The following is a 16,550-nucleotide window of genomic DNA, read 5'->3' as shown; positions in this document are numbered from 1 at the left end:
TAAAATGACACTTAAAAACCCTTTGGATATGCATTTACATTTACGCGATGAAAGCATGCTTGAACTTGTAGCTCCATTTAGCGCAAAAGACTTTAAAGCAGGGGTTATCATGCCAAATTTAATCACCCCGCTTACCGAAACAAACGCATTAAAAGCTTACAAAGAACGCATTTTAAAAGCGTGTAAAAATGAAGATTTTACGCCTTTAATGACTTTATTTTTTAAAGATTATGATGAGCAATTTTTAGAAAAAGCTAAAGATGAGCTTTTTGCTATCAAGCTTTATCCTGCAGGTATCACTACCAACTCAGATAATGGAATTTCAAGCTTTGATATAGAAAAGTTAAAACCTACACTAAATGCTATGAGTGAGCTTGGACTGCCTTTGCTAGTGCATGGCGAAACAAATGATTTTGTAATGGATAGAGAAGCAAATTTTGCTAAAATCTATGAAAAATTAGCTAAAAACTTTCCAAAATTAAAAATCGTAATGGAGCATATTACCACTAAAGTTTTGTGTGATTTATTAAAAGATTATGAAAATTTATACGCAACTATCACTTTACACCACTTGATGATAACGCTTGATGATGTAGTGGGTGGAAAAATGGATCCACATTTATTTTGCAAACCTATTGCAAAACGCTATGAAGACAAAGACGCTTTATGTGAGCTTGCTTTTAGTGGTTATGAAAAGGCTATGTTTGGAAGCGATAGCGCACCTCATCCATTACACACTAAAGAATGCTGTGGGTGTGCAGCTGGAGTATTTAGCGCACCGGTGATTTTACCTGTGTTGGCTGAACTTTTTGAAAAACATTCAAATGAAGCAAATTTACAAAAATTTATTTCAGATAATGCTTGCAAAATCCATAATCTTGAATTTGAAAAAGATAAAATCATCACTTTAGAAAAACAAGAATGGCAAGTAGCGCAAAAATACGGCGATGTAGTGCCATTTATGGCAGGAAAAACTTTAAATTTCAAGGTTATTTAGCCTTGAAATTTAATTAATAATTAAAAGTTTTATCTTAGCTTCTATAAGCTCTTCTACCTCATCTTTTACAAAGCTTTCTAACTCTTGTTTGTTTGCATTAACACCATTCATACTCAAATGCCACAAAGCATTTTCTATCGCACTTTCTTTATCTCTTTTTATCACTCTAGTTTCGTTAAAAACTTCACTTTTATAAGGGATATTTTGCGCATTTAAAAAACTTTGTAAGTCACTTTCATAAAAACCTTTAAAATGCGTGTTAAAATGCTCAAATATAGGATCTAAAAAGCTACTTTTACGCCTACTTGCCCAACCTAAATACACTTTTTTAGAAGCTAAGCTTAAAAAAGCTTTATAGTCTTTTTCATTTTGCAAAGCAGGCGACATACTTAAAAAGGCTAAGTCAAATTTTGTGTTATTGTTTTTATAAAAGTTTTCAAAGTCTAAATTTAGGGTTTTTACATTTGATATAGCATGAGTTTTTACATCTTCTTGTAAAATTTCAAGCATAGCACTAGAGCTGTCTACACCCAAAACACTTTTTGCTTTTTGTGCTAAATGCAAAGTCCAAACACCGCTCCCACAGCCTATATCTACCACGCTTTTATCTTGTAAAGATCCAAGTTTTGCAAAAGTAGCTTTTTGAATTTCGTTTAAACTAGGATTATACCTTGCGTAGCTTTTTGCTTTTTTATTCCATAAATTCATCTTCACTCCTTATTTTTTCTAATATAGTATAATATTTTTTTGTTTTTAGAAAGGAAAATTATGCGAGTAGTGTTTTTGTGTTTGATTTCATTTTTAAGTATATATGCTAAAGATTTGGTAAGTGTTAGTATAGCTCCACAAGCTTACTTTGTAAAGCAAATTGCTAAAGATACTTTAGATATTAATATAGTCATACCACCTAATGCAAATGAGCATACTTTCGAATTTAAACCAAGTGGTATTTTAAAACTTGAAAAAAGCGATATTTACTTTACAGCCAATTTAGAATTTGAAAAAATTTGGATTTTAAAACTTAAAGATAATCTCAAAAATACCAAAATCATCTCTACTCAAAATGGTATTGATTTTATACCTTTGCAAGAGCATGCACATGAAGGACACCATCATCATGGAGATGACCCTCACACATGGCTTGATCCACTTTTAGCAAAAACTCATGCTAAAAATATCACCTTAGCACTTATAGAACAATACCCACAAAATAAAGCATTTTATGAGCAAAATTTAGAAAATTTCTTAAAAGAAATGGATACATTAAATTTACAAATACAAGCTTTATTTAAAAATGCAAAAAACAAGCACTTTTTAGTCTATCATCCATCTTGGGGGTATTTTGCAAAAAGATATCATCTAAGTCAAATTCCTGTAGAAATAGAAGGCAAAGAACCTAAGCCAAAAGACTTAGCCAAGCTTGCAAAACTCATACAAAAAGAGCAAATCAAAGCTATTTTCGTGCCAAAAGGTGCTAATAACAACACCATTAAAGCTATGGCGAGTAATTATAATCTTAAAATCATAGAACTTGATCATTTGCCAAATGATTATAAAAATGAGCTTTTAAAAGATGCAAAAAACATAGCAAGTGTTTTACAATGATAAAAATCAATATTAAAAATTTAAACTTTTCATATAATCAAGATGAGGTTTTAAAAAATATCAACCTAAACTATGAAAGCAAAGACTTTTTAGCCATAGTAGGGCCAAATGGCGGGGGTAAATCTACACTTTTAAAACTCATACTAGGCTTACTAAATAGCCATAAAAACATAAACTTTGAAAACTTAAGTTTAAAAGATATAGGTTATGTCCCACAAAATACTTTAGCTAATCCAAACTTTCCAGTGCGCGTGCTAGAAGTGGTGATGATGGGAAGGGTGGATAAAAAATTCTTTGGTTTTTATACCAAAAAAGATCAAGAGCAAGCCTTGCTAGCCTTAGAAAAAGTAGGTATGAGAAATTTTTGGGATAAAAAAATCAACGAATTAAGCGGAGGCCAAAGACAAAGAGTTTACATCGCAAGAGCTCTAGCAAGCGAATGTAAGCTTTTGATCCTTGATGAGCCTACTGCAAGTATAGATACTAAAGGCTCGGTGCAGATTTTTGAGCTTTTGAAAAAATTACACGAAAGTGGGGTTGGCGTGATAGTAATATGCCATGATTTAAATGTAAGCTTAGCTTATGCAAATAAAATAGCGTATTTAAACAAAGAATTATTCTTACATGAAAACACTCCTGAAAAAAAGGCGCATTTACTGGCGCATTTAAGTCAAAATCACACGCATTTTTGTGATGTGGAGCTTAGCTTGGAGCAGTGTTGCTGTGAAGGAAAAAACCATGCTTGAACTTTTATCTAGCTCTTTTATACAAAATGCTTTTTTGGCTGCATTTTTAACTAGCATTGCTTGTGGGATTATGGGGACTTTGATCATGATCAACCGCTTAAGTTCTATGGCAGGAGGCATTACGCATGGGGCTTTTGGGGGTATAGGTATAGCATTTTATTTTGGTTTGCCAGTACTTGTTAGTACGAGTTTATTTACTCTTTTTTTAGCCTTGCTTGTAGCGTTTTTAGTCCAAAAATATCCTTTTAGAAGTGACAATATAGTCGGTGTTATATGGGCTTTTGGAATGGCTGTTGGTATCATACTCATAGACTTAACCCCTGGTTATAATGGAGATTTAATGGGGTATTTGTTTGGTAGTATTTTGTCTGTACCTACGCAAGATATAGTTTTATTCGCAGTGATTGATGTGATTTTTATCATTTTAGTATTGCTTTTTTATCGTCAATTTGAAATTCTAAGCTTTGATAAAGAATTTGCAAGCTTAAGAGGGATTAAAACCAATCTTTTTCACTATCTTTTAATCGCAATGATGGCTTTTTGTATCGTTATAAGTATCAAAGTAGTAGGATTAGTATTAGTGATAGCTTTACTTAGCATACCTGCATTTATCGCTGAGAGTTTTTCTAAAAAGCTTGGTCAAATGATGATCATCTCTACTCTTTTGAGTATAAGTTTTTGCGTGATAGGGCTTTTTGTGAGTTTTTATTATAATCTTGCAAGTGGAGCATGCATTATAGCAAGTGCTTGTATAGCTTTTGTGCTTTATCTTTGTTTTAGAGTTTTTGCAAAGAAAAGTTGAAATTTACTTTTACTTTAAAACGCTATTTTCATGCACTCTTAAAAAACTAGCAAATTTTGGCTTGCCATTTTTGGTTAAGCCATTGTATTTAAAAGTGATGATAGCGCCAACTGGCGGAGGATTTAAGCGATCGCTTTCTTTAAAGCCCGAGCCTATCTTAAAACTTACTTTTTTACCCTCAATCACTGCTTCACAAAGCAAAGATCCCATTTTGCCTTCAAATTTTCCTTTACCTTCAAAATGCTTTTTTACAACACATTCTGTATCATCAAAAGGTTTTAGCTTAAAAGCATTGTTTGATCTTTTCTTTTCATAAGGTGTGTTGTTTAATCTTATGATCACGCCCTCGCCTTTATGCGAAATGATATCTTGGTAAAACTGCTTTAAATGATTTTTATCTTTAATGCGAATTTGTGGGATGATTTTTATAAAATCATTTGGATTTTTAACCAAATACTTTTTTAAAACTTCTAATCTTGCTTCTAAAGTACAAGGATCAAGCTTAAATTCCTCGCAAGCATTTGGCACATCAAAGACATTATAACTTACTTTTTGCCAAAGTTTTTCATCAGGATTTTCTTGGCGTATTAAAGATGAAATTTCTTCAAAAGAAGCTCTTTTTATCCAAAGTTCTCCATCTAACTCAAATTTAGGAAAGTTTTTTGTGAAAAATAAAGGAAGTTTTATAGCATTTCCTGCTCTTGTTTGCATAGACTTACCACTCCAAAGCCCTCTTACGCCATCGAGTTTTTCGCTCATGAGATAATGGCTTAAATTTATATCTTTAAATGCTTTTTCATCATAAACTTTAAAAAGTAAAATATCTTTTGCAAAAAGAGGATTTAAAAAGAGAGTAAAGAGAAAAACAAGGCTTATAAAAAGCCTTGCAGTAAGATTAAAGTGCTTTTTTAGCAGCATCTGCTATTTTAGCAAAAGCAGCTACGTCATTCATAGCTAAATCAGCTAAGATTTTTCTATCAAGCTCAATGCCTGCTTTTTTAAGACCATTTATAAATCTTGAATAACTAATATCATTCAGTCTGCAAGCTGCATTGATACGTACTATCCAAAGACGACGGAAATCGCGTTTTTTGCGGCGTCTATCACGATACGCATAAACCAAACTTCTTTCTAATTGTTCTTTAGCTTTTCTAAAGTGTTTGCGGCGACCACTATAAAAACCACGCGCAAGTTTTAAAACTTTTTTATGTCTGCGGCGTCTTACAACACCTGTTTTTACTCTTGCCATATTTATCCTTTCACAAATTGGCGTTCGTTAAACGAATCTTGCCCTTTAAAAATAAGGGGAGTTTGAATGACTTTCGTCAAAAACTAAATTTAAGCGAACTTAAATTCCTAACATTTTTTCAACCGCTTTAACATTGGTTGAGTGAACATACTTAGAAGTGCGAAGATCACGCATTCTTTTAGCAGGTTTTTTAGTCAAAATGTGGCTTCTATAAGCAGCACCTCTTTTGATTTTATTTTTACCTACTTTGAAGCGTTTAACAGCACTTTTAACGCTTTTCATTTTTGGCATGTGTATCCTTTGGATCAATTTTTTCATAAAAGAAAGCTATCATTTTACTACAACTATGCTTTAGAAAAATTAAATTCTAATTCTTCTTTTTTAACACATAAAGTTGTTCTTGTATATGCATAGAGCGTTTAGAAAGGTTTCTACTAGCTCTAAAGGCATTATACTTTTGCTCAAGCACAAAGCATTCTCCAAGACTTTGAAGTCTTTTTGTGAAATTTTCTTTTTTTACAAAACCCTCACAATTATAAGAAAGTAATACAATCTTAGCTTTTAAATCATCTATCAAATCAAACAAAGCATCTTCGGCTTTTTTTTCTTTGTTAAAAGCACTGCGGTTCCAGTCTTTTGGTATGCCAGAAACCTTTGAAATTTCCTTTGGCTTTTTATAATTAGCGATTAAATTTAACATAAAATAATTTGACCCATAAGGGTGTTGATTATAAGGTGGGTCTAAATACGCCACATCAAAGCTATCAAGCTCTTTAGCTAAAATATTTGCGTCTTTTTGAAAAACCTCATACTCACAAGTAAAATTTGAAAAAATAGGCATTTTTAAAGCTATATCGCCTTTTATACGACTAAGCGCATTTGCTCCATTTCCTCCAAATTTACCAATGCCATTTTTATCTTTATAAAAGCCCTTAAAAACCCCACTTGTATTCGCATGCACACTTGCTTCATAGATAAGCGGTGCGATGAAGTATTTTTGTATATTACTTGGCAGGTTTGAAATTTTTTCTCGCATAGAGTCTAAATACATCGCATTTTTAAGCGTGTAAAAAACTCTTTCATCTTTTTGGATATGTTCATCATCATTTGGCGCATAAAGCTTGCTTATAAAGCCTTTTTTGAGTTTTAAATCAGAAATTAAAAAATCATAATATTTTTGTAATTCTTGTAAAAATTGTGCATTTTGATTGCTTAAATAACATTCATTGATGATTTTAGAATAATCTTCCAAATCATTTGCCATAATAAAACTTGCATAAGGCCTCACAAAACGCGAAACTACACCTGAACCGCTAAATACATCACAAAAACTAAATTTGTCTTTTTTAAGCTCATCTTGTGCGAATTTAAAGCCTTGATTTAAAAACTCAAGCAAGGATCTTTTATTACCAAGATAGGTTATGATTTGTTCTTTTAAAAAACGTGAGTTTTCTTTTTTATTATTCATTAAAAAATATAATACCTTAAAGATGTCTCAGCTATTTCTTTCATAATTTCAAACATTTCACCAATCTCCCATTTTTCTTCTCTAAAATACATACTAACAGGAGAAAAATAATTATGATCACTATTCCCATCGGCTTTAAAAATATAAGTTTTATTCAAATAATAAAATTCATTTAATACATTTAATTTTGCTAATACACTTTTTTGATCTGAAGCAAAATCACAACCCCATCCAAAACATACAAAAGGAGTTATTTTTTCATGATTTAACATGGCTTTGATACCTGTTAAATTTTTTCCCAATCTCTCTATTGCATTTCCTGTGGCTTGTCTATTTTTTCCTTCTTGTAACCTAATATCATTTGTCCCTTGTCGTTTTGCTTCAGCGATCAACAATACTTTTTTATATCCTGAAGGATTATTTAAAAACAAAACTCCTCCATCAGGTTTTATAAAATTATTTTCATATTCCATATCAAACTGAGCACGGATATTTGTTTCCTTTATACTATTAATCATAAAAGAAATATCGAGTTTGTTTTCTATAGTAAGATAATATTGCTCTTTAGAAAAATTATCAATACCTCCAAATCTATTTTCTAAGTATAATTTAGTTTGTCTCATAGCCTCATCTATATTCAAATCATCATTTTTTGAATAAGTATTTTTTGGCATATGCTGACTTATGCTACTCCTTAAAGCTTCTCTTGGCATTTTATTTTTTCTTTTTAGGAGTTACTAGCATATTTACATAGCGTCCTTCGAGTAAAGGCTCTTTGTCTCTATCTGCTATATCTTCAACCATTTGCCAAATTTTTTCAAGCAAAGCTACCCCTGCTTCAGGAGAGCCCATCTCACGACCTTTTAAAAACACTCTAAATTTCACATGCTTGCCTTGCTCTAAAAACTCACTTGCATGTTTGACCTTATAATTAATGTCATTTTGAGCGATTTTCACAGAAAGTTTGATTTCTTTTATATCAATAACTTTTTGTTTTTTCTTTGCTTCTTTTTGTTTCTTTTCTTGTTGATAACGGAATTTTCCATAATCCATTATCTTACATACAGGTGGTTTGGCTTCAGGGGCTATCATCACCAAATCAAGCCCTAGTCTATTTGCTATATCTAGTGCTTCATCACTACTAATAATGCCATAAACCTTGCCATCATCACCTATACATCTGATCTCATCTGCCTGAATTTCTTCATTTAGCAATACTTCTTTTTCTTTACTCAAAAGCGTACCTCACTTAATTTCTCCTTTGTTAGGGTTATAAATTCATCTAAAGTCATTGTTTTTTGTTCTTTTGCTCTTCTATCTCTTAAAGCCACACTTTTATTTGCTACTTCTTCATCACCTAAAACAAGTATCATAGGTACATGTGCTTTTTCAGCGGTACGGATTTTTTTATTTAAGCTTTCATTTTTATTATACACTTCACTATCAATGCCAAGTTCTAAAAGTTTTCTTGCTATTTCTTTTGCATAATCATGGTGATTTTGCGAAATAGGTACTATAGCTACTTGAGTTGGTGCTATGAAAAATGGCAACTCACCCGCACAATGCTCTACTAAAATTCCTATAAATCTCTCAAAAGAACCTAAAATAGCACGGTGAAGCATTACAGGTTGTTTTTTCTCATTATCTGCGTCTGTGTATTCGAGTTTAAAACGGCTTGGTAAGTTAAAATCTACTTGTATAGTTCCACACTGCCATTTTCTTTTTAGCGCATCAGTAATTTTAATATCGATTTTTGGACCATAGAAAGCTCCACCACCCTCATCAATACCATATTTTAAACCTTGCTCATCTAAAGCTTGCTTTAAAGCGTTTGTGGCTATATCCCAAATTTCATCATCGCCTATTGCTTTTGCTGGGCGTGTTGAAATTTCCATTTCATAATCAAACCCAAAAGCTTTCATTAAAGTATCAACAAAGCTTAAAATTTCTAAAACTTGCTCTTTTATTTGACTTGGCATACAAAAAATATGTGCATCATCTTGAGTAAATTCTCTAACTCTAAAAAGTCCGTGTAAAACACCACTTTTTTCATGGCGGTGCACCACGCCATATTCAAAAAATTTCAAAGGTAAATCGCGATAGCTTCTAACATCGCTTTGATAAATTTTAATATGCCCTACACAATTCATCGGCTTTATGCCATATTCTTGCTCATCAATTTGCGTAAAATACATATTTTCTTTATAGTTTGCATAATGCCCGCTAATCTTCCATGCATCAGCTTTTAAAAGCTCAGGCCCACGCACAGGCTCATAGCCTCTTAATCTATGAGCTTTATATAATAAATGCTCTAATTTACTTCTTAATTTTGCCCCATTGCTAAGCCATATAGGAAGCCCGCCACCTATCTCATCATCAAAAGCAAAAAGTTTCATTTCATTGCCAAGTTTTCTATGATCTCTTTTTTTGGCCTCTTCTATGATTTTTAAGTATTCATTTAAACTTTCTTTATCCGCAAAGGCAGTACCATAAATTCTTGTGAGCATTTCTCTTTTTTCATCACCACCCAAATACGCTCCAGCTACACGGGTAAGCTTGAAAAATCTTAAATATTTAGTATTTGGCACATGGGGTCCACGGCATAAATCTTCAAATTCGCCTTGCTTATAAATACTTACTTTACCATCAGGAATTCTTAATAAAACTTCTTGTTTTAAATCATCATTAGCAAATTTTTCTTTAACCTCGGCCTTTGAGAGTTCATATTTTGTGATATCTAGCTTTGCCTCTGCTAGTTCTTTCATTTTCTTTTCGATTTTACTTAAGTCTTCTTCTGAAATTTTACTATCAACCCTAAAATCATAATAAAACCCATCTTCTATCACAGGTCCTACGAAGAATTTAGCCTCTGGATATAAACTTTTAATCGCTTGAGCCATTAAATGCGCACAAGAGTGGCGGATAACTTCTAAACTTTCTTTAGAATTATCAAAATAAATCGGAGTTAAATTTGTATCATTGTTAAAACTTTGAGTATCCACTAAAGTTTCATTATTTGCATATGCAATTATATCTTTTGTCATTTCTACCCTTAACACTCACTAACCTTGTGAGCTTAAATTAAAATATAAGACTAATTTTAGCTATGAAAAACTTAAACTTTTTTTAAATAAAGGATATTTTTATATTTCAAACACCCGTTCTTGATATATCTAAAGCACCACTCATAAAAAGGTATAAAAATACAAAACCTAAAATTATCCTATAAATTCCAAAAGGTATGAAATTTATCTTGCTGATTAATTTTAAAAATATTTTAATTACCACAAAAGCCACTATAAATGCTGTTATAAAACCTATGGCTAAAGGAATGAAATTATTCATATTACTTAAAACCTGTGGTTCTTTATAAATGCTATAAGCTGTTGCTACTATCATAGTAGGAATTGCGAGTAAAAATGAAAATTCAGAAGCCACTTTGCGATCAAGCCCAAGCAATAAGCCACCTATGATACTTGCTCCACTTCTTGAAGTACCTGGTATGATAGCAAGAGCTTGGGTTAAACCTATCAAAAAAGCTTGCTTATAACTTACCTCATCTAAAGAGTGGATTGTGTAATCTTTTTTTCTATGTTTAAGTTCTATAATGATAAAAATAATCCCACCAATGATTAACATAGTAGCCACGGTATAGCCATTAAATATCTCTTTTAAAAACTTATATGCTATAAAACCAACCCCACCTGCAGGCAAAAAGCCCACAGCAAGTTTTAACCAAATATCAAGTTTTTGAGTTAGTTTTTCTTTGAAAATAAAAATCACCGCTAGTATAGAACCAAGCTGAATGATGATGAAAAAACTTCTCCAAAAATCATCTATATTTAAACCCAAAATTTCAGCACCTAAAATCATATGTCCTGTAGATGAAACAGGCAAAAATTCTGTTAAACCCTCGATAATTCCTAAAATCAAAGCATAATAATAATCTAAATTCATTTTTTAAGTACTCTTCTTGCAAAAATTAGCATGATCGCTACAAACACTACAAAACCTATAATCCCATCGTCTTTAAATGAAGTTGCAATAGCAAGTGGATCTTCAGCCCCACCTCTACTAATAGAAAGCACAGTTAAACCAGCTATTAATACTCCAAATAAACTCTCACCCACTATCAAACCAGAGGCAAATAAGGTTCCTTTTTGCTCATGCTCTTGAATAAGTTCTTTTTTATGAGCATTTTTCGCATATCTTTGCTCCAAACGCTTTTTAACTAAATATGCTAATAATCCGCCTACAAATAAAGGCATATTAACAGCAGGTGGTAAATATATACCTATACCCACAGCTAAAGGCGGTAAAGACATATTTTTCTTTCTTAATAAACGATCGACGATGATTATACCAACGCCCACAAAAGCTCCCGCTATAATATAACTCCAATCGATATTAGCATTAAAAATGCCTTGTGCTATAGTACTCATCAAATTTGCTTGTGGTGCAGCAAGCGCATTTGCCTCATCCATTCCTTCTCTTGGCATTGCACCCACAAAACCATAAGCTTGGTATAATAAATTTAAAACAGGAGCAATAGCTAAAGCTCCAAATACACAACCTATAATCAAAGAAATTTGTTGTTTCCAAGGAGTTGCACCCACTAAATAGCCAGTTTTTAAATCTTGTAAATTATCATTAGAAATAGCAGCAGTTGCCAAAATAACACTAGTAGTAAATATAGCAAAAGCAATAGCAAATTTAGACATTAAAGGATCGCTAAATAAATCTACTTGATAACCCAAAAGTAAAATAATCAAAGAAGAAATCATAATCCCAATAAGTCCTATACCAGAAATAGGAGAAGATGATGAACCCACCAAACCTGCCATATATCCACAAGCAGAAGCTACAAAAAAGCCTATAAAAATAGCTACTAAAGTTCCCACTAAAGCAAAAAGAATTTGATAACCACTTGCTAAATTTGAATCAGCCACAAAAGCATAAAATGAAATAAACAAACCTATACACATAAGTACAAATAAACCTAGCATAGCTTTTAAAGATAAATCCATATCTTTAGGATCTTGTGAGAGGTTTAATGAGGTTTTTTTAAGCATATTTTTCATGCCATCATATACAGGCTTTGCAAGCTCTATTAAAGTCCATAATGCTGCTATAGCAATAGCTCCTGTACCTATTAAGCGTACTTTTTGAGCCCAAATTTGATTAGCTATATCAAGCGCACTTAAACTCACATCAAAACTTTCTTTAGCAGAAAAATATGGCACAAAAACCATCCAAGCAAGCACCATACCCGCAAGCAATGCAACACCTCCAGCTATACCTACTAAGTATCCAGCACCCAAAAGTGCCACTGAATAACCCATAGAAAAGCCAAAAGTCATTTTTTGCCAAATGAATGCAAAACTGCTTCCACTTGAAAGTAGTTTAAAACCGCTTGAAAAAAGACTTATCACAGAAGCAAAAGCCACGCCAAGTGTGATTTCTTTTAAGCCTACTTTTCCTTTTTTATCAGCTTGATCTTTATTAGCTACTTTTAAAATTTCAGCAGCAGCTCTTCCTTCAGGATAAGCTAATTTACTCTCTACTACCATAGCTCTACGCAAAGGTATAGTAAAAAGCACGCCTAATCCACCTCCACAAAGACAGAGCATAAAAGTAAGCCAAAGTGGAAATTCAAACCAATATCCACACATAAAAAGACCTGGTATAACAAAAATCACAGCTGAAAGCGTACCTGCAGCTGAAACTTGAGTTTGAACCATATTATTTTCTAAAATATTAGAGTCTTTAAAGATTTTTAAAACAGCCATTGCGATCACAACAGCAGGAATAGAAGTAGAAAAAGTAAGACCAACTTTGAGCCCCAAATATACATTTGAGGCGGTAAAAATAATCGTTAAAATACTTCCTAGTATTATACCCCTAAGCGTAAGCTCCGGTAGTGAGTTTTTTGTATGCATTTTGCTTCTCCATTTTTATTGACAACCTTCACATTCTATAGTTCTATCAACCACATCATCATTTACTTTTTGACTATCAGGACTTTCGCTTCTTAGATAATAAGTTGATTTAACACCTAATTCCCAAGCAAGTTGATAAATTTCATTTAAATATCCACCGCTTGCTTTATCTAAAGAAACAAAGATATTTAATGATTGACCTTGATCAATCCATTTACCACGAATCGCTGCTGCTTTTACTAAGATTTTTTGATCAAGCTCATAAGCAGGAGTGTAATACTGCCAAGTATTAGCACTTAGATTTGGCACCACAGTTGGTATCATACCGCTTAAGTTTTGCTCAAACCATTTTCTTTTATATACAGGCTCAATCGTTTGAGTAGTACCCACTAAAATAGAGATAGAAGAAGTTGGTGCTATAGCCATTAAATAGCCATTTCTTATACCATCTCTTTTTAGTTTTTCTCTTAATTTTTCCCAATCACACTCGCTTTGATCAAACAAACCTTCACTTGCGGTAAGTTTTTTAGCATTTTCGTTTGCTACATCAATTGGCACTATACCTTTACTCCAGTTTGATCCTTCAAAGTCAGGATAACTTCCTTTTTCTAAGGCTAAATTTGAGCTCGCTAAAATAGCCTCATAACTAATCATTTCCATAATATGGTCAATTTTTTCAAAATGCTCATTAGAACCCCAATAAATTTGAGCTTCAGCCACCATTTGCGCTTCACCCATTACACCAAGCCCTATAGCGCGTGATTTTAAATTGGTATTTTTAACCTTTACATGAGGATAAAAATTTAAATCAATCACATTATCAAGCATTCTTATAGCTGTTGGCACTACTCTTTGAATATCTTCTTTGGTATTGATTTTACTTAAATTTATACTTGCAAGATTACAAACTGCGGTTTTTCCTTCGTTTTTGTATTTTTCTACTATATAGACTTTTTTACCATTGATACTATCTAAAGTAGAAACTTTCTTAGCAAGCTTTTTATATCCTCCGTCTATTGTAAGCTCTTCATCCTCATCTAAATGAAGCTCTGTTTTATCATCAAATACGATTTTGATTTGATAATAATTTGGATCTGTATTTTGAAAAATTTCTGTACATAAATTTGAACTTCTTATAATCCCTGCGTGAGAATTTGGATTTGTTTTGTTTGCACTATCTTTAAAACATAAAAATGGCATACCTGTTTCAAAATAAGATAAAAGTATTTTTTTCCAAAGCTCTTTTGCATCTATAATTTCTTTAGCTATGCTTTCATCTTTTTCAAATCCTTCGTATTTTTTCTCAAATTCTTCACCGTATAAATCGCATAAACTTGCCGTATCAGCAGGATCAAAAAGCGTCCATTTATCATTTGCTCTTACTCTTTTCATGAACAAATCATTAATCCACAAAGCAGGGAAAAGTTCATGCGCTCTTCTTCTTTCTTCGCCAGAATTTTTACGCAAATCTAAAAAGTCATTAATATCCATATGCCAAGGTTCGATATATACAGCAATCGCCCCTTTTCTAGTACCAAGTTGATCAACAGCAACGGCTATGTCATTAGTGATTTTTAAAAATGGTATGATCCCACCTGCTGCATTTTTATGCCCATCTATGCTTCCACCCATAGCGCGCACCTTAGACCAATCCCAGCCTATACCACCGCCAAATTTAGATAAAAGCGCCATTTCTTGATAAGAATCAAAAATTCCTTCTATATTATCAGGCGTGCTTCCTATATAACATGAGCTTAATTGGTGTCTTGTAGTTCTTGCATTTGAAAGGGTTGGAGTTGCAAGCATTACTTCAAAAGTTGAGATCAAATCATAAAATTTCTTAGCCCAAGTTTGAGAATCTAGCTCATTTTGTGCTAAAAACATCGCAATAGCCATAAACATTTGTTGTGGTAATTCTATAGGCATACCCTTAGAATCTTTAATCAAATATCTATCATATAAAGTTTTTATACCAAGATAAGTAAATTGCAAATCACGTTCTGGCTTTATATAAGCATTAAGATCATCTAAGTCATATTTTTCTTTTAAGCCAATTAAAATCCTACCTTCTTTTTCACCTTTTTCAAGATATTCTCTTAAATGTTTATATCCATTATAACCACTTACTTTTTTATATAAATCATATAAAAACAATCTTGCAGCAACAAAGGTCCAATTAGGTCTATCAATATCTATTTTATCTACTGCTGTTTTTATAAGAGTTTGTTGGATTTCTTCTGTTGTTATGCCATCACGAAATTGAATTTTTGCATCTACTTCAAGCTCACTTTGGCTAACATTTTCTAAATTTGCCACTGCATCGGTGGTATATTTTTTAATCTTAGAAACATCTAACTCTTCAGTTCTTCCATTTCTTTTTAATACTTTCACTCACAACCCCTAGTTTATTATTTAAAAGTTCTTTCAAAAATTTTATCTACATTTTTAGTATAGTAGTTATAATCAAAGCAATTTCTAATATCTGCTTCACTTAAAGAATTTTTCAAATCCTCATCAGCTAATAAAGCTAATAAAAACAAACTCTCACCTTTTTCATTTAAAGCAGGCTTACCATTTTGTAAATCGGCCCAAACTTTCATAGCATTTCTTTGAACGATTTTATAAGCTTCTTCTCTGCTTATACCTTTAAATGGAAGTTCAAGCAATACTCTTTGAGAAAATACAAGCCCTCCAGTTAAATTTAAATTTTTCATCATATTTTCTGGATATACCAAAAGCTTTTCTACCACACCACATAATCTTGAAAGCATAAAATCAGTCGTGATAAAAGCATCAGGTAATATAAATCTTTCTACACTAGAATGTGATATATCTCTTTCATGCCACAATGCTACATTTTCTAAAGCAGGTGTTACATAAGCTCTTATCATCCTGCAAAGACCGGTAATATTTTCACTCAAAACAGGATTTCTTTTATGAGGCATAGCCGAGCTTCCTTTTTGTCCTTGAGAAAAATATTCTTCAGCTTCATATACTTCTGTTCTTTGAAAATGGCGGATAGCAACAGCAATTTGCTCACAACTTGAAGCTAAAATAGCTAAAGCTGAGATAACTTGTGCATAACGATCTCTTTGTATAACTTGGTTTGAAACTGGTGCTGGTTTAAGATCTAAATTTTTACAAACTTCTTCTTCAAATTCAAGTGGAGCATGAGCAAAATTTCCCATAGCACCACTAATTTTCCCATAACTAATCACTTCTTTTGCATGAATAATTAAATCTTTTGCATGAACTAGCGAATCATACCAAATAGCCAAAACTAAACCAAAAGTTATAGGCTCTCCATGAATTCCATGACTTCTTCCCACCATTAAGGTATTTTTATGCTCATATGCTCTTGTTTTAATCGCTGCTAAAACTTGATCTAAATCTTGCAAGATTAGTTCCAAACTATCTTTAATCTGCAAAGCAACTGCAGTATCAATACAATCTGAACTTGTCATTGCATAATGTACAAAACGACTTTCCTCACCTAAGCTTTCACTTACACTAGTTAAAAAAGCGATAACATCATGTTTGGTAGTTTTTTCTATTTCATCTATTCTTGCTATATCAAATTTTGCATTTTTTATAATTTTTTCACAATCATCGTCTTTAATAAGACCAAGTTTATTCCATGCTTTCACAGCAGCTAATTCTACTTTTAGCCATGCATCATATTTTGCTTGCATGTCCCATTTTTTAGCCATGATTTCTCTACTATATCTTTCAACCATTTTCAAG

The 16,550-nt window shown here is 32.4% G+C and carries 16 protein-coding genes; 4 read left to right on the top strand and 12 right to left on the bottom strand.

What is annotated here, in order from left to right; all coding sequences use genetic code 11:
• The first annotated feature begins 4 nt into the window (after nt 1-4).
• Nucleotides 5-997 (top strand): dihydroorotase, encoded by a 993-nt coding sequence (gene pyrC, locus L8V79_RS02790; protein WP_263702411.1) that lies wholly within the window; start codon nt 5-7, stop codon nt 995-997.
• Between the two features lie 9 nt (nt 998-1,006).
• Here pyrC and L8V79_RS02785 read toward each other — a convergent pair whose 3' ends face one another.
• Nucleotides 1,007-1,705, bottom strand: coding sequence for a class I SAM-dependent methyltransferase (locus tag L8V79_RS02785; protein ID WP_263702410.1), 699 nt, complete (start codon nt 1,703-1,705; stop codon nt 1,007-1,009).
• Between the two features lie 60 nt (nt 1,706-1,765).
• Here L8V79_RS02785 and L8V79_RS02780 point away from each other — a divergent pair, with 60 nt between their 5' ends.
• Genes L8V79_RS02780 through L8V79_RS02770 form a run of 3 tightly spaced genes read left to right on the top strand, consistent with a single transcriptional unit; the run spans nt 1,766 to nt 4,150 of the window.
• Nucleotides 1,766-2,602 (top strand): metal ABC transporter solute-binding protein, Zn/Mn family, encoded by an 837-nt coding sequence (locus tag L8V79_RS02780; RefSeq protein ID WP_263702409.1) that lies wholly within the window; start codon nt 1,766-1,768, stop codon nt 2,600-2,602.
• Nucleotides 2,599-3,348, top strand: coding sequence for a metal ABC transporter ATP-binding protein (locus L8V79_RS02775; protein ID WP_039627659.1), 750 nt, complete (start codon nt 2,599-2,601; stop codon nt 3,346-3,348). Before L8V79_RS02780 ends, L8V79_RS02775 begins: the two co-directional genes overlap by 4 nt.
• Complete coding sequence (locus L8V79_RS02770; RefSeq protein ID WP_263702408.1) at nt 3,341-4,150, top strand: metal ABC transporter permease; 810 nt, start codon at nt 3,341-3,343, stop codon at nt 4,148-4,150. Before L8V79_RS02775 ends, L8V79_RS02770 begins: the two co-directional genes overlap by 8 nt.
• A gap of 9 nt (nt 4,151-4,159) precedes the next feature.
• Here L8V79_RS02770 and L8V79_RS02765 read toward each other — a convergent pair whose 3' ends face one another.
• The 11 genes from L8V79_RS02765 to purB form a co-directional block, all read right to left on the bottom strand.
• Complete coding sequence (locus L8V79_RS02765) at nt 4,160-5,068, bottom strand: DNA ligase (RefSeq protein WP_263702407.1); 909 nt, start codon at nt 5,066-5,068, stop codon at nt 4,160-4,162.
• Nucleotides 5,046-5,399 carry a 50S ribosomal protein L20 gene (gene rplT, locus L8V79_RS02760; protein WP_263702406.1) on the bottom strand — a complete coding sequence of 118 codons (354 nt, stop codon included), beginning with the start codon at nt 5,397-5,399 and terminating at the stop codon, nt 5,046-5,048. The genes L8V79_RS02765 and rplT overlap by 23 nt, the downstream gene beginning before the upstream one ends.
• A gap of 99 nt (nt 5,400-5,498) precedes the next feature.
• Complete coding sequence (gene rpmI / locus L8V79_RS02755) at nt 5,499-5,690, bottom strand: 50S ribosomal protein L35 (protein ID WP_039617094.1); 192 nt, start codon at nt 5,688-5,690, stop codon at nt 5,499-5,501.
• A 76-nt stretch (nt 5,691-5,766) separates the two neighbouring features.
• Entirely contained in the window at nt 5,767-6,867 is a 1,101-nt protein-coding gene (locus L8V79_RS02750; protein WP_263702405.1) for a DNA adenine methylase, read from the bottom strand.
• Nucleotides 6,867-7,580, bottom strand: a complete 714-nt coding sequence (locus L8V79_RS02745) for an EcoRI family type II restriction endonuclease (protein WP_263702404.1) — start codon at nt 7,578-7,580, stop codon at nt 6,867-6,869. Before L8V79_RS02745 ends, L8V79_RS02750 begins: the two co-directional genes overlap by 1 nt.
• A gap of 1 nt (nt 7,581) precedes the next feature.
• On the bottom strand, nt 7,582-8,103 hold the full coding sequence (gene infC, locus L8V79_RS02740; RefSeq protein ID WP_039617082.1) for a translation initiation factor IF-3: 522 nt from the start codon (nt 8,101-8,103) through the stop codon (nt 7,582-7,584).
• Complete coding sequence (gene thrS / locus L8V79_RS02735; protein WP_263702403.1) at nt 8,100-9,911, bottom strand: threonine--tRNA ligase; 1,812 nt, start codon at nt 9,909-9,911, stop codon at nt 8,100-8,102. The genes infC and thrS overlap by 4 nt, the downstream gene beginning before the upstream one ends.
• Before the next feature lie 106 nt (nt 9,912-10,017).
• The gene (locus L8V79_RS02730) at nt 10,018-10,824 is read right to left on the bottom strand and encodes an undecaprenyl-diphosphate phosphatase (protein ID WP_263702401.1); all 807 of its coding nucleotides are present in this window, start codon (nt 10,822-10,824) and stop codon (nt 10,018-10,020) included.
• A complete protein-coding gene (locus tag L8V79_RS02725) occupies nt 10,821-12,806 on the bottom strand; it encodes an OPT family oligopeptide transporter (RefSeq protein ID WP_263702399.1) in 1,986 nt (661 codons plus the stop codon). Before L8V79_RS02725 ends, L8V79_RS02730 begins: the two co-directional genes overlap by 4 nt.
• Nucleotides 12,807-12,821: 15 nt before the next feature.
• The gene (locus L8V79_RS02720; protein ID WP_263702398.1) at nt 12,822-15,197 is read right to left on the bottom strand and encodes a ribonucleoside-diphosphate reductase subunit alpha; all 2,376 of its coding nucleotides are present in this window, start codon (nt 15,195-15,197) and stop codon (nt 12,822-12,824) included.
• 17 nt (nt 15,198-15,214) lie between these two features.
• Nucleotides 15,215-16,543 (bottom strand): adenylosuccinate lyase, encoded by a 1,329-nt coding sequence (purB, locus tag L8V79_RS02715; RefSeq protein ID WP_257928286.1) that lies wholly within the window; start codon nt 16,541-16,543, stop codon nt 15,215-15,217.
• Between the last annotated feature and the right edge of the window lie 7 nt (nt 16,544-16,550).

This window comes from Campylobacter sp. IFREMER_LSEM_CL2194 (genome assembly GCF_025771685.1).
Taxonomy (GTDB): domain Bacteria; phylum Campylobacterota; class Campylobacteria; order Campylobacterales; family Campylobacteraceae; genus Campylobacter_D.
Note: the sequence above shows the minus strand (reverse complement) of the source record. Positions and strands in the feature narration are given on the sequence as shown.

What these genes read in the sequence shown, in the direction of transcription:
- pyrC (WP_263702411.1), top strand. Translation starts at nt 5, where the DNA reads ATGACACTTAAAAACCCTTTGGATATGCATTTACATTTACGCGATGAA.
- L8V79_RS02785 (WP_263702410.1), bottom strand. Translation starts at nt 1,705, where the DNA reads ATGAATTTATGGAATAAAAAAGCAAAAAGCTACGCAAGGTATAATCCT.
- L8V79_RS02780 (WP_263702409.1), top strand. Translation starts at nt 1,766, where the DNA reads ATGCGAGTAGTGTTTTTGTGTTTGATTTCATTTTTAAGTATATATGCT.
- L8V79_RS02775 (WP_039627659.1), top strand. Translation starts at nt 2,599, where the DNA reads ATGATAAAAATCAATATTAAAAATTTAAACTTTTCATATAATCAAGAT.
- L8V79_RS02770 (WP_263702408.1), top strand. Translation starts at nt 3,341, where the DNA reads ATGCTTGAACTTTTATCTAGCTCTTTTATACAAAATGCTTTTTTGGCT.
- L8V79_RS02765 (WP_263702407.1), bottom strand. Translation starts at nt 5,068, where the DNA reads ATGCTGCTAAAAAAGCACTTTAATCTTACTGCAAGGCTTTTTATAAGC.
- rplT (WP_263702406.1), bottom strand. Translation starts at nt 5,399, where the DNA reads ATGGCAAGAGTAAAAACAGGTGTTGTAAGACGCCGCAGACATAAAAAA.
- rpmI (WP_039617094.1), bottom strand. Translation starts at nt 5,690, where the DNA reads ATGCCAAAAATGAAAAGCGTTAAAAGTGCTGTTAAACGCTTCAAAGTA.
- L8V79_RS02750 (WP_263702405.1), bottom strand. Translation starts at nt 6,867, where the DNA reads ATGAATAATAAAAAAGAAAACTCACGTTTTTTAAAAGAACAAATCATA.
- L8V79_RS02745 (WP_263702404.1), bottom strand. Translation starts at nt 7,580, where the DNA reads ATGCCAAGAGAAGCTTTAAGGAGTAGCATAAGTCAGCATATGCCAAAA.
- thrS (WP_263702403.1), bottom strand. Translation starts at nt 9,911, where the DNA reads ATGACAAAAGATATAATTGCATATGCAAATAATGAAACTTTAGTGGAT.
- L8V79_RS02730 (WP_263702401.1), bottom strand. Translation starts at nt 10,824, where the DNA reads ATGAATTTAGATTATTATTATGCTTTGATTTTAGGAATTATCGAGGGT.
- L8V79_RS02725 (WP_263702399.1), bottom strand. Translation starts at nt 12,806, where the DNA reads ATGCATACAAAAAACTCACTACCGGAGCTTACGCTTAGGGGTATAATA.
- purB (WP_257928286.1), bottom strand. Translation starts at nt 16,543, where the DNA reads ATGGTTGAAAGATATAGTAGAGAAATCATGGCTAAAAAATGGGACATG.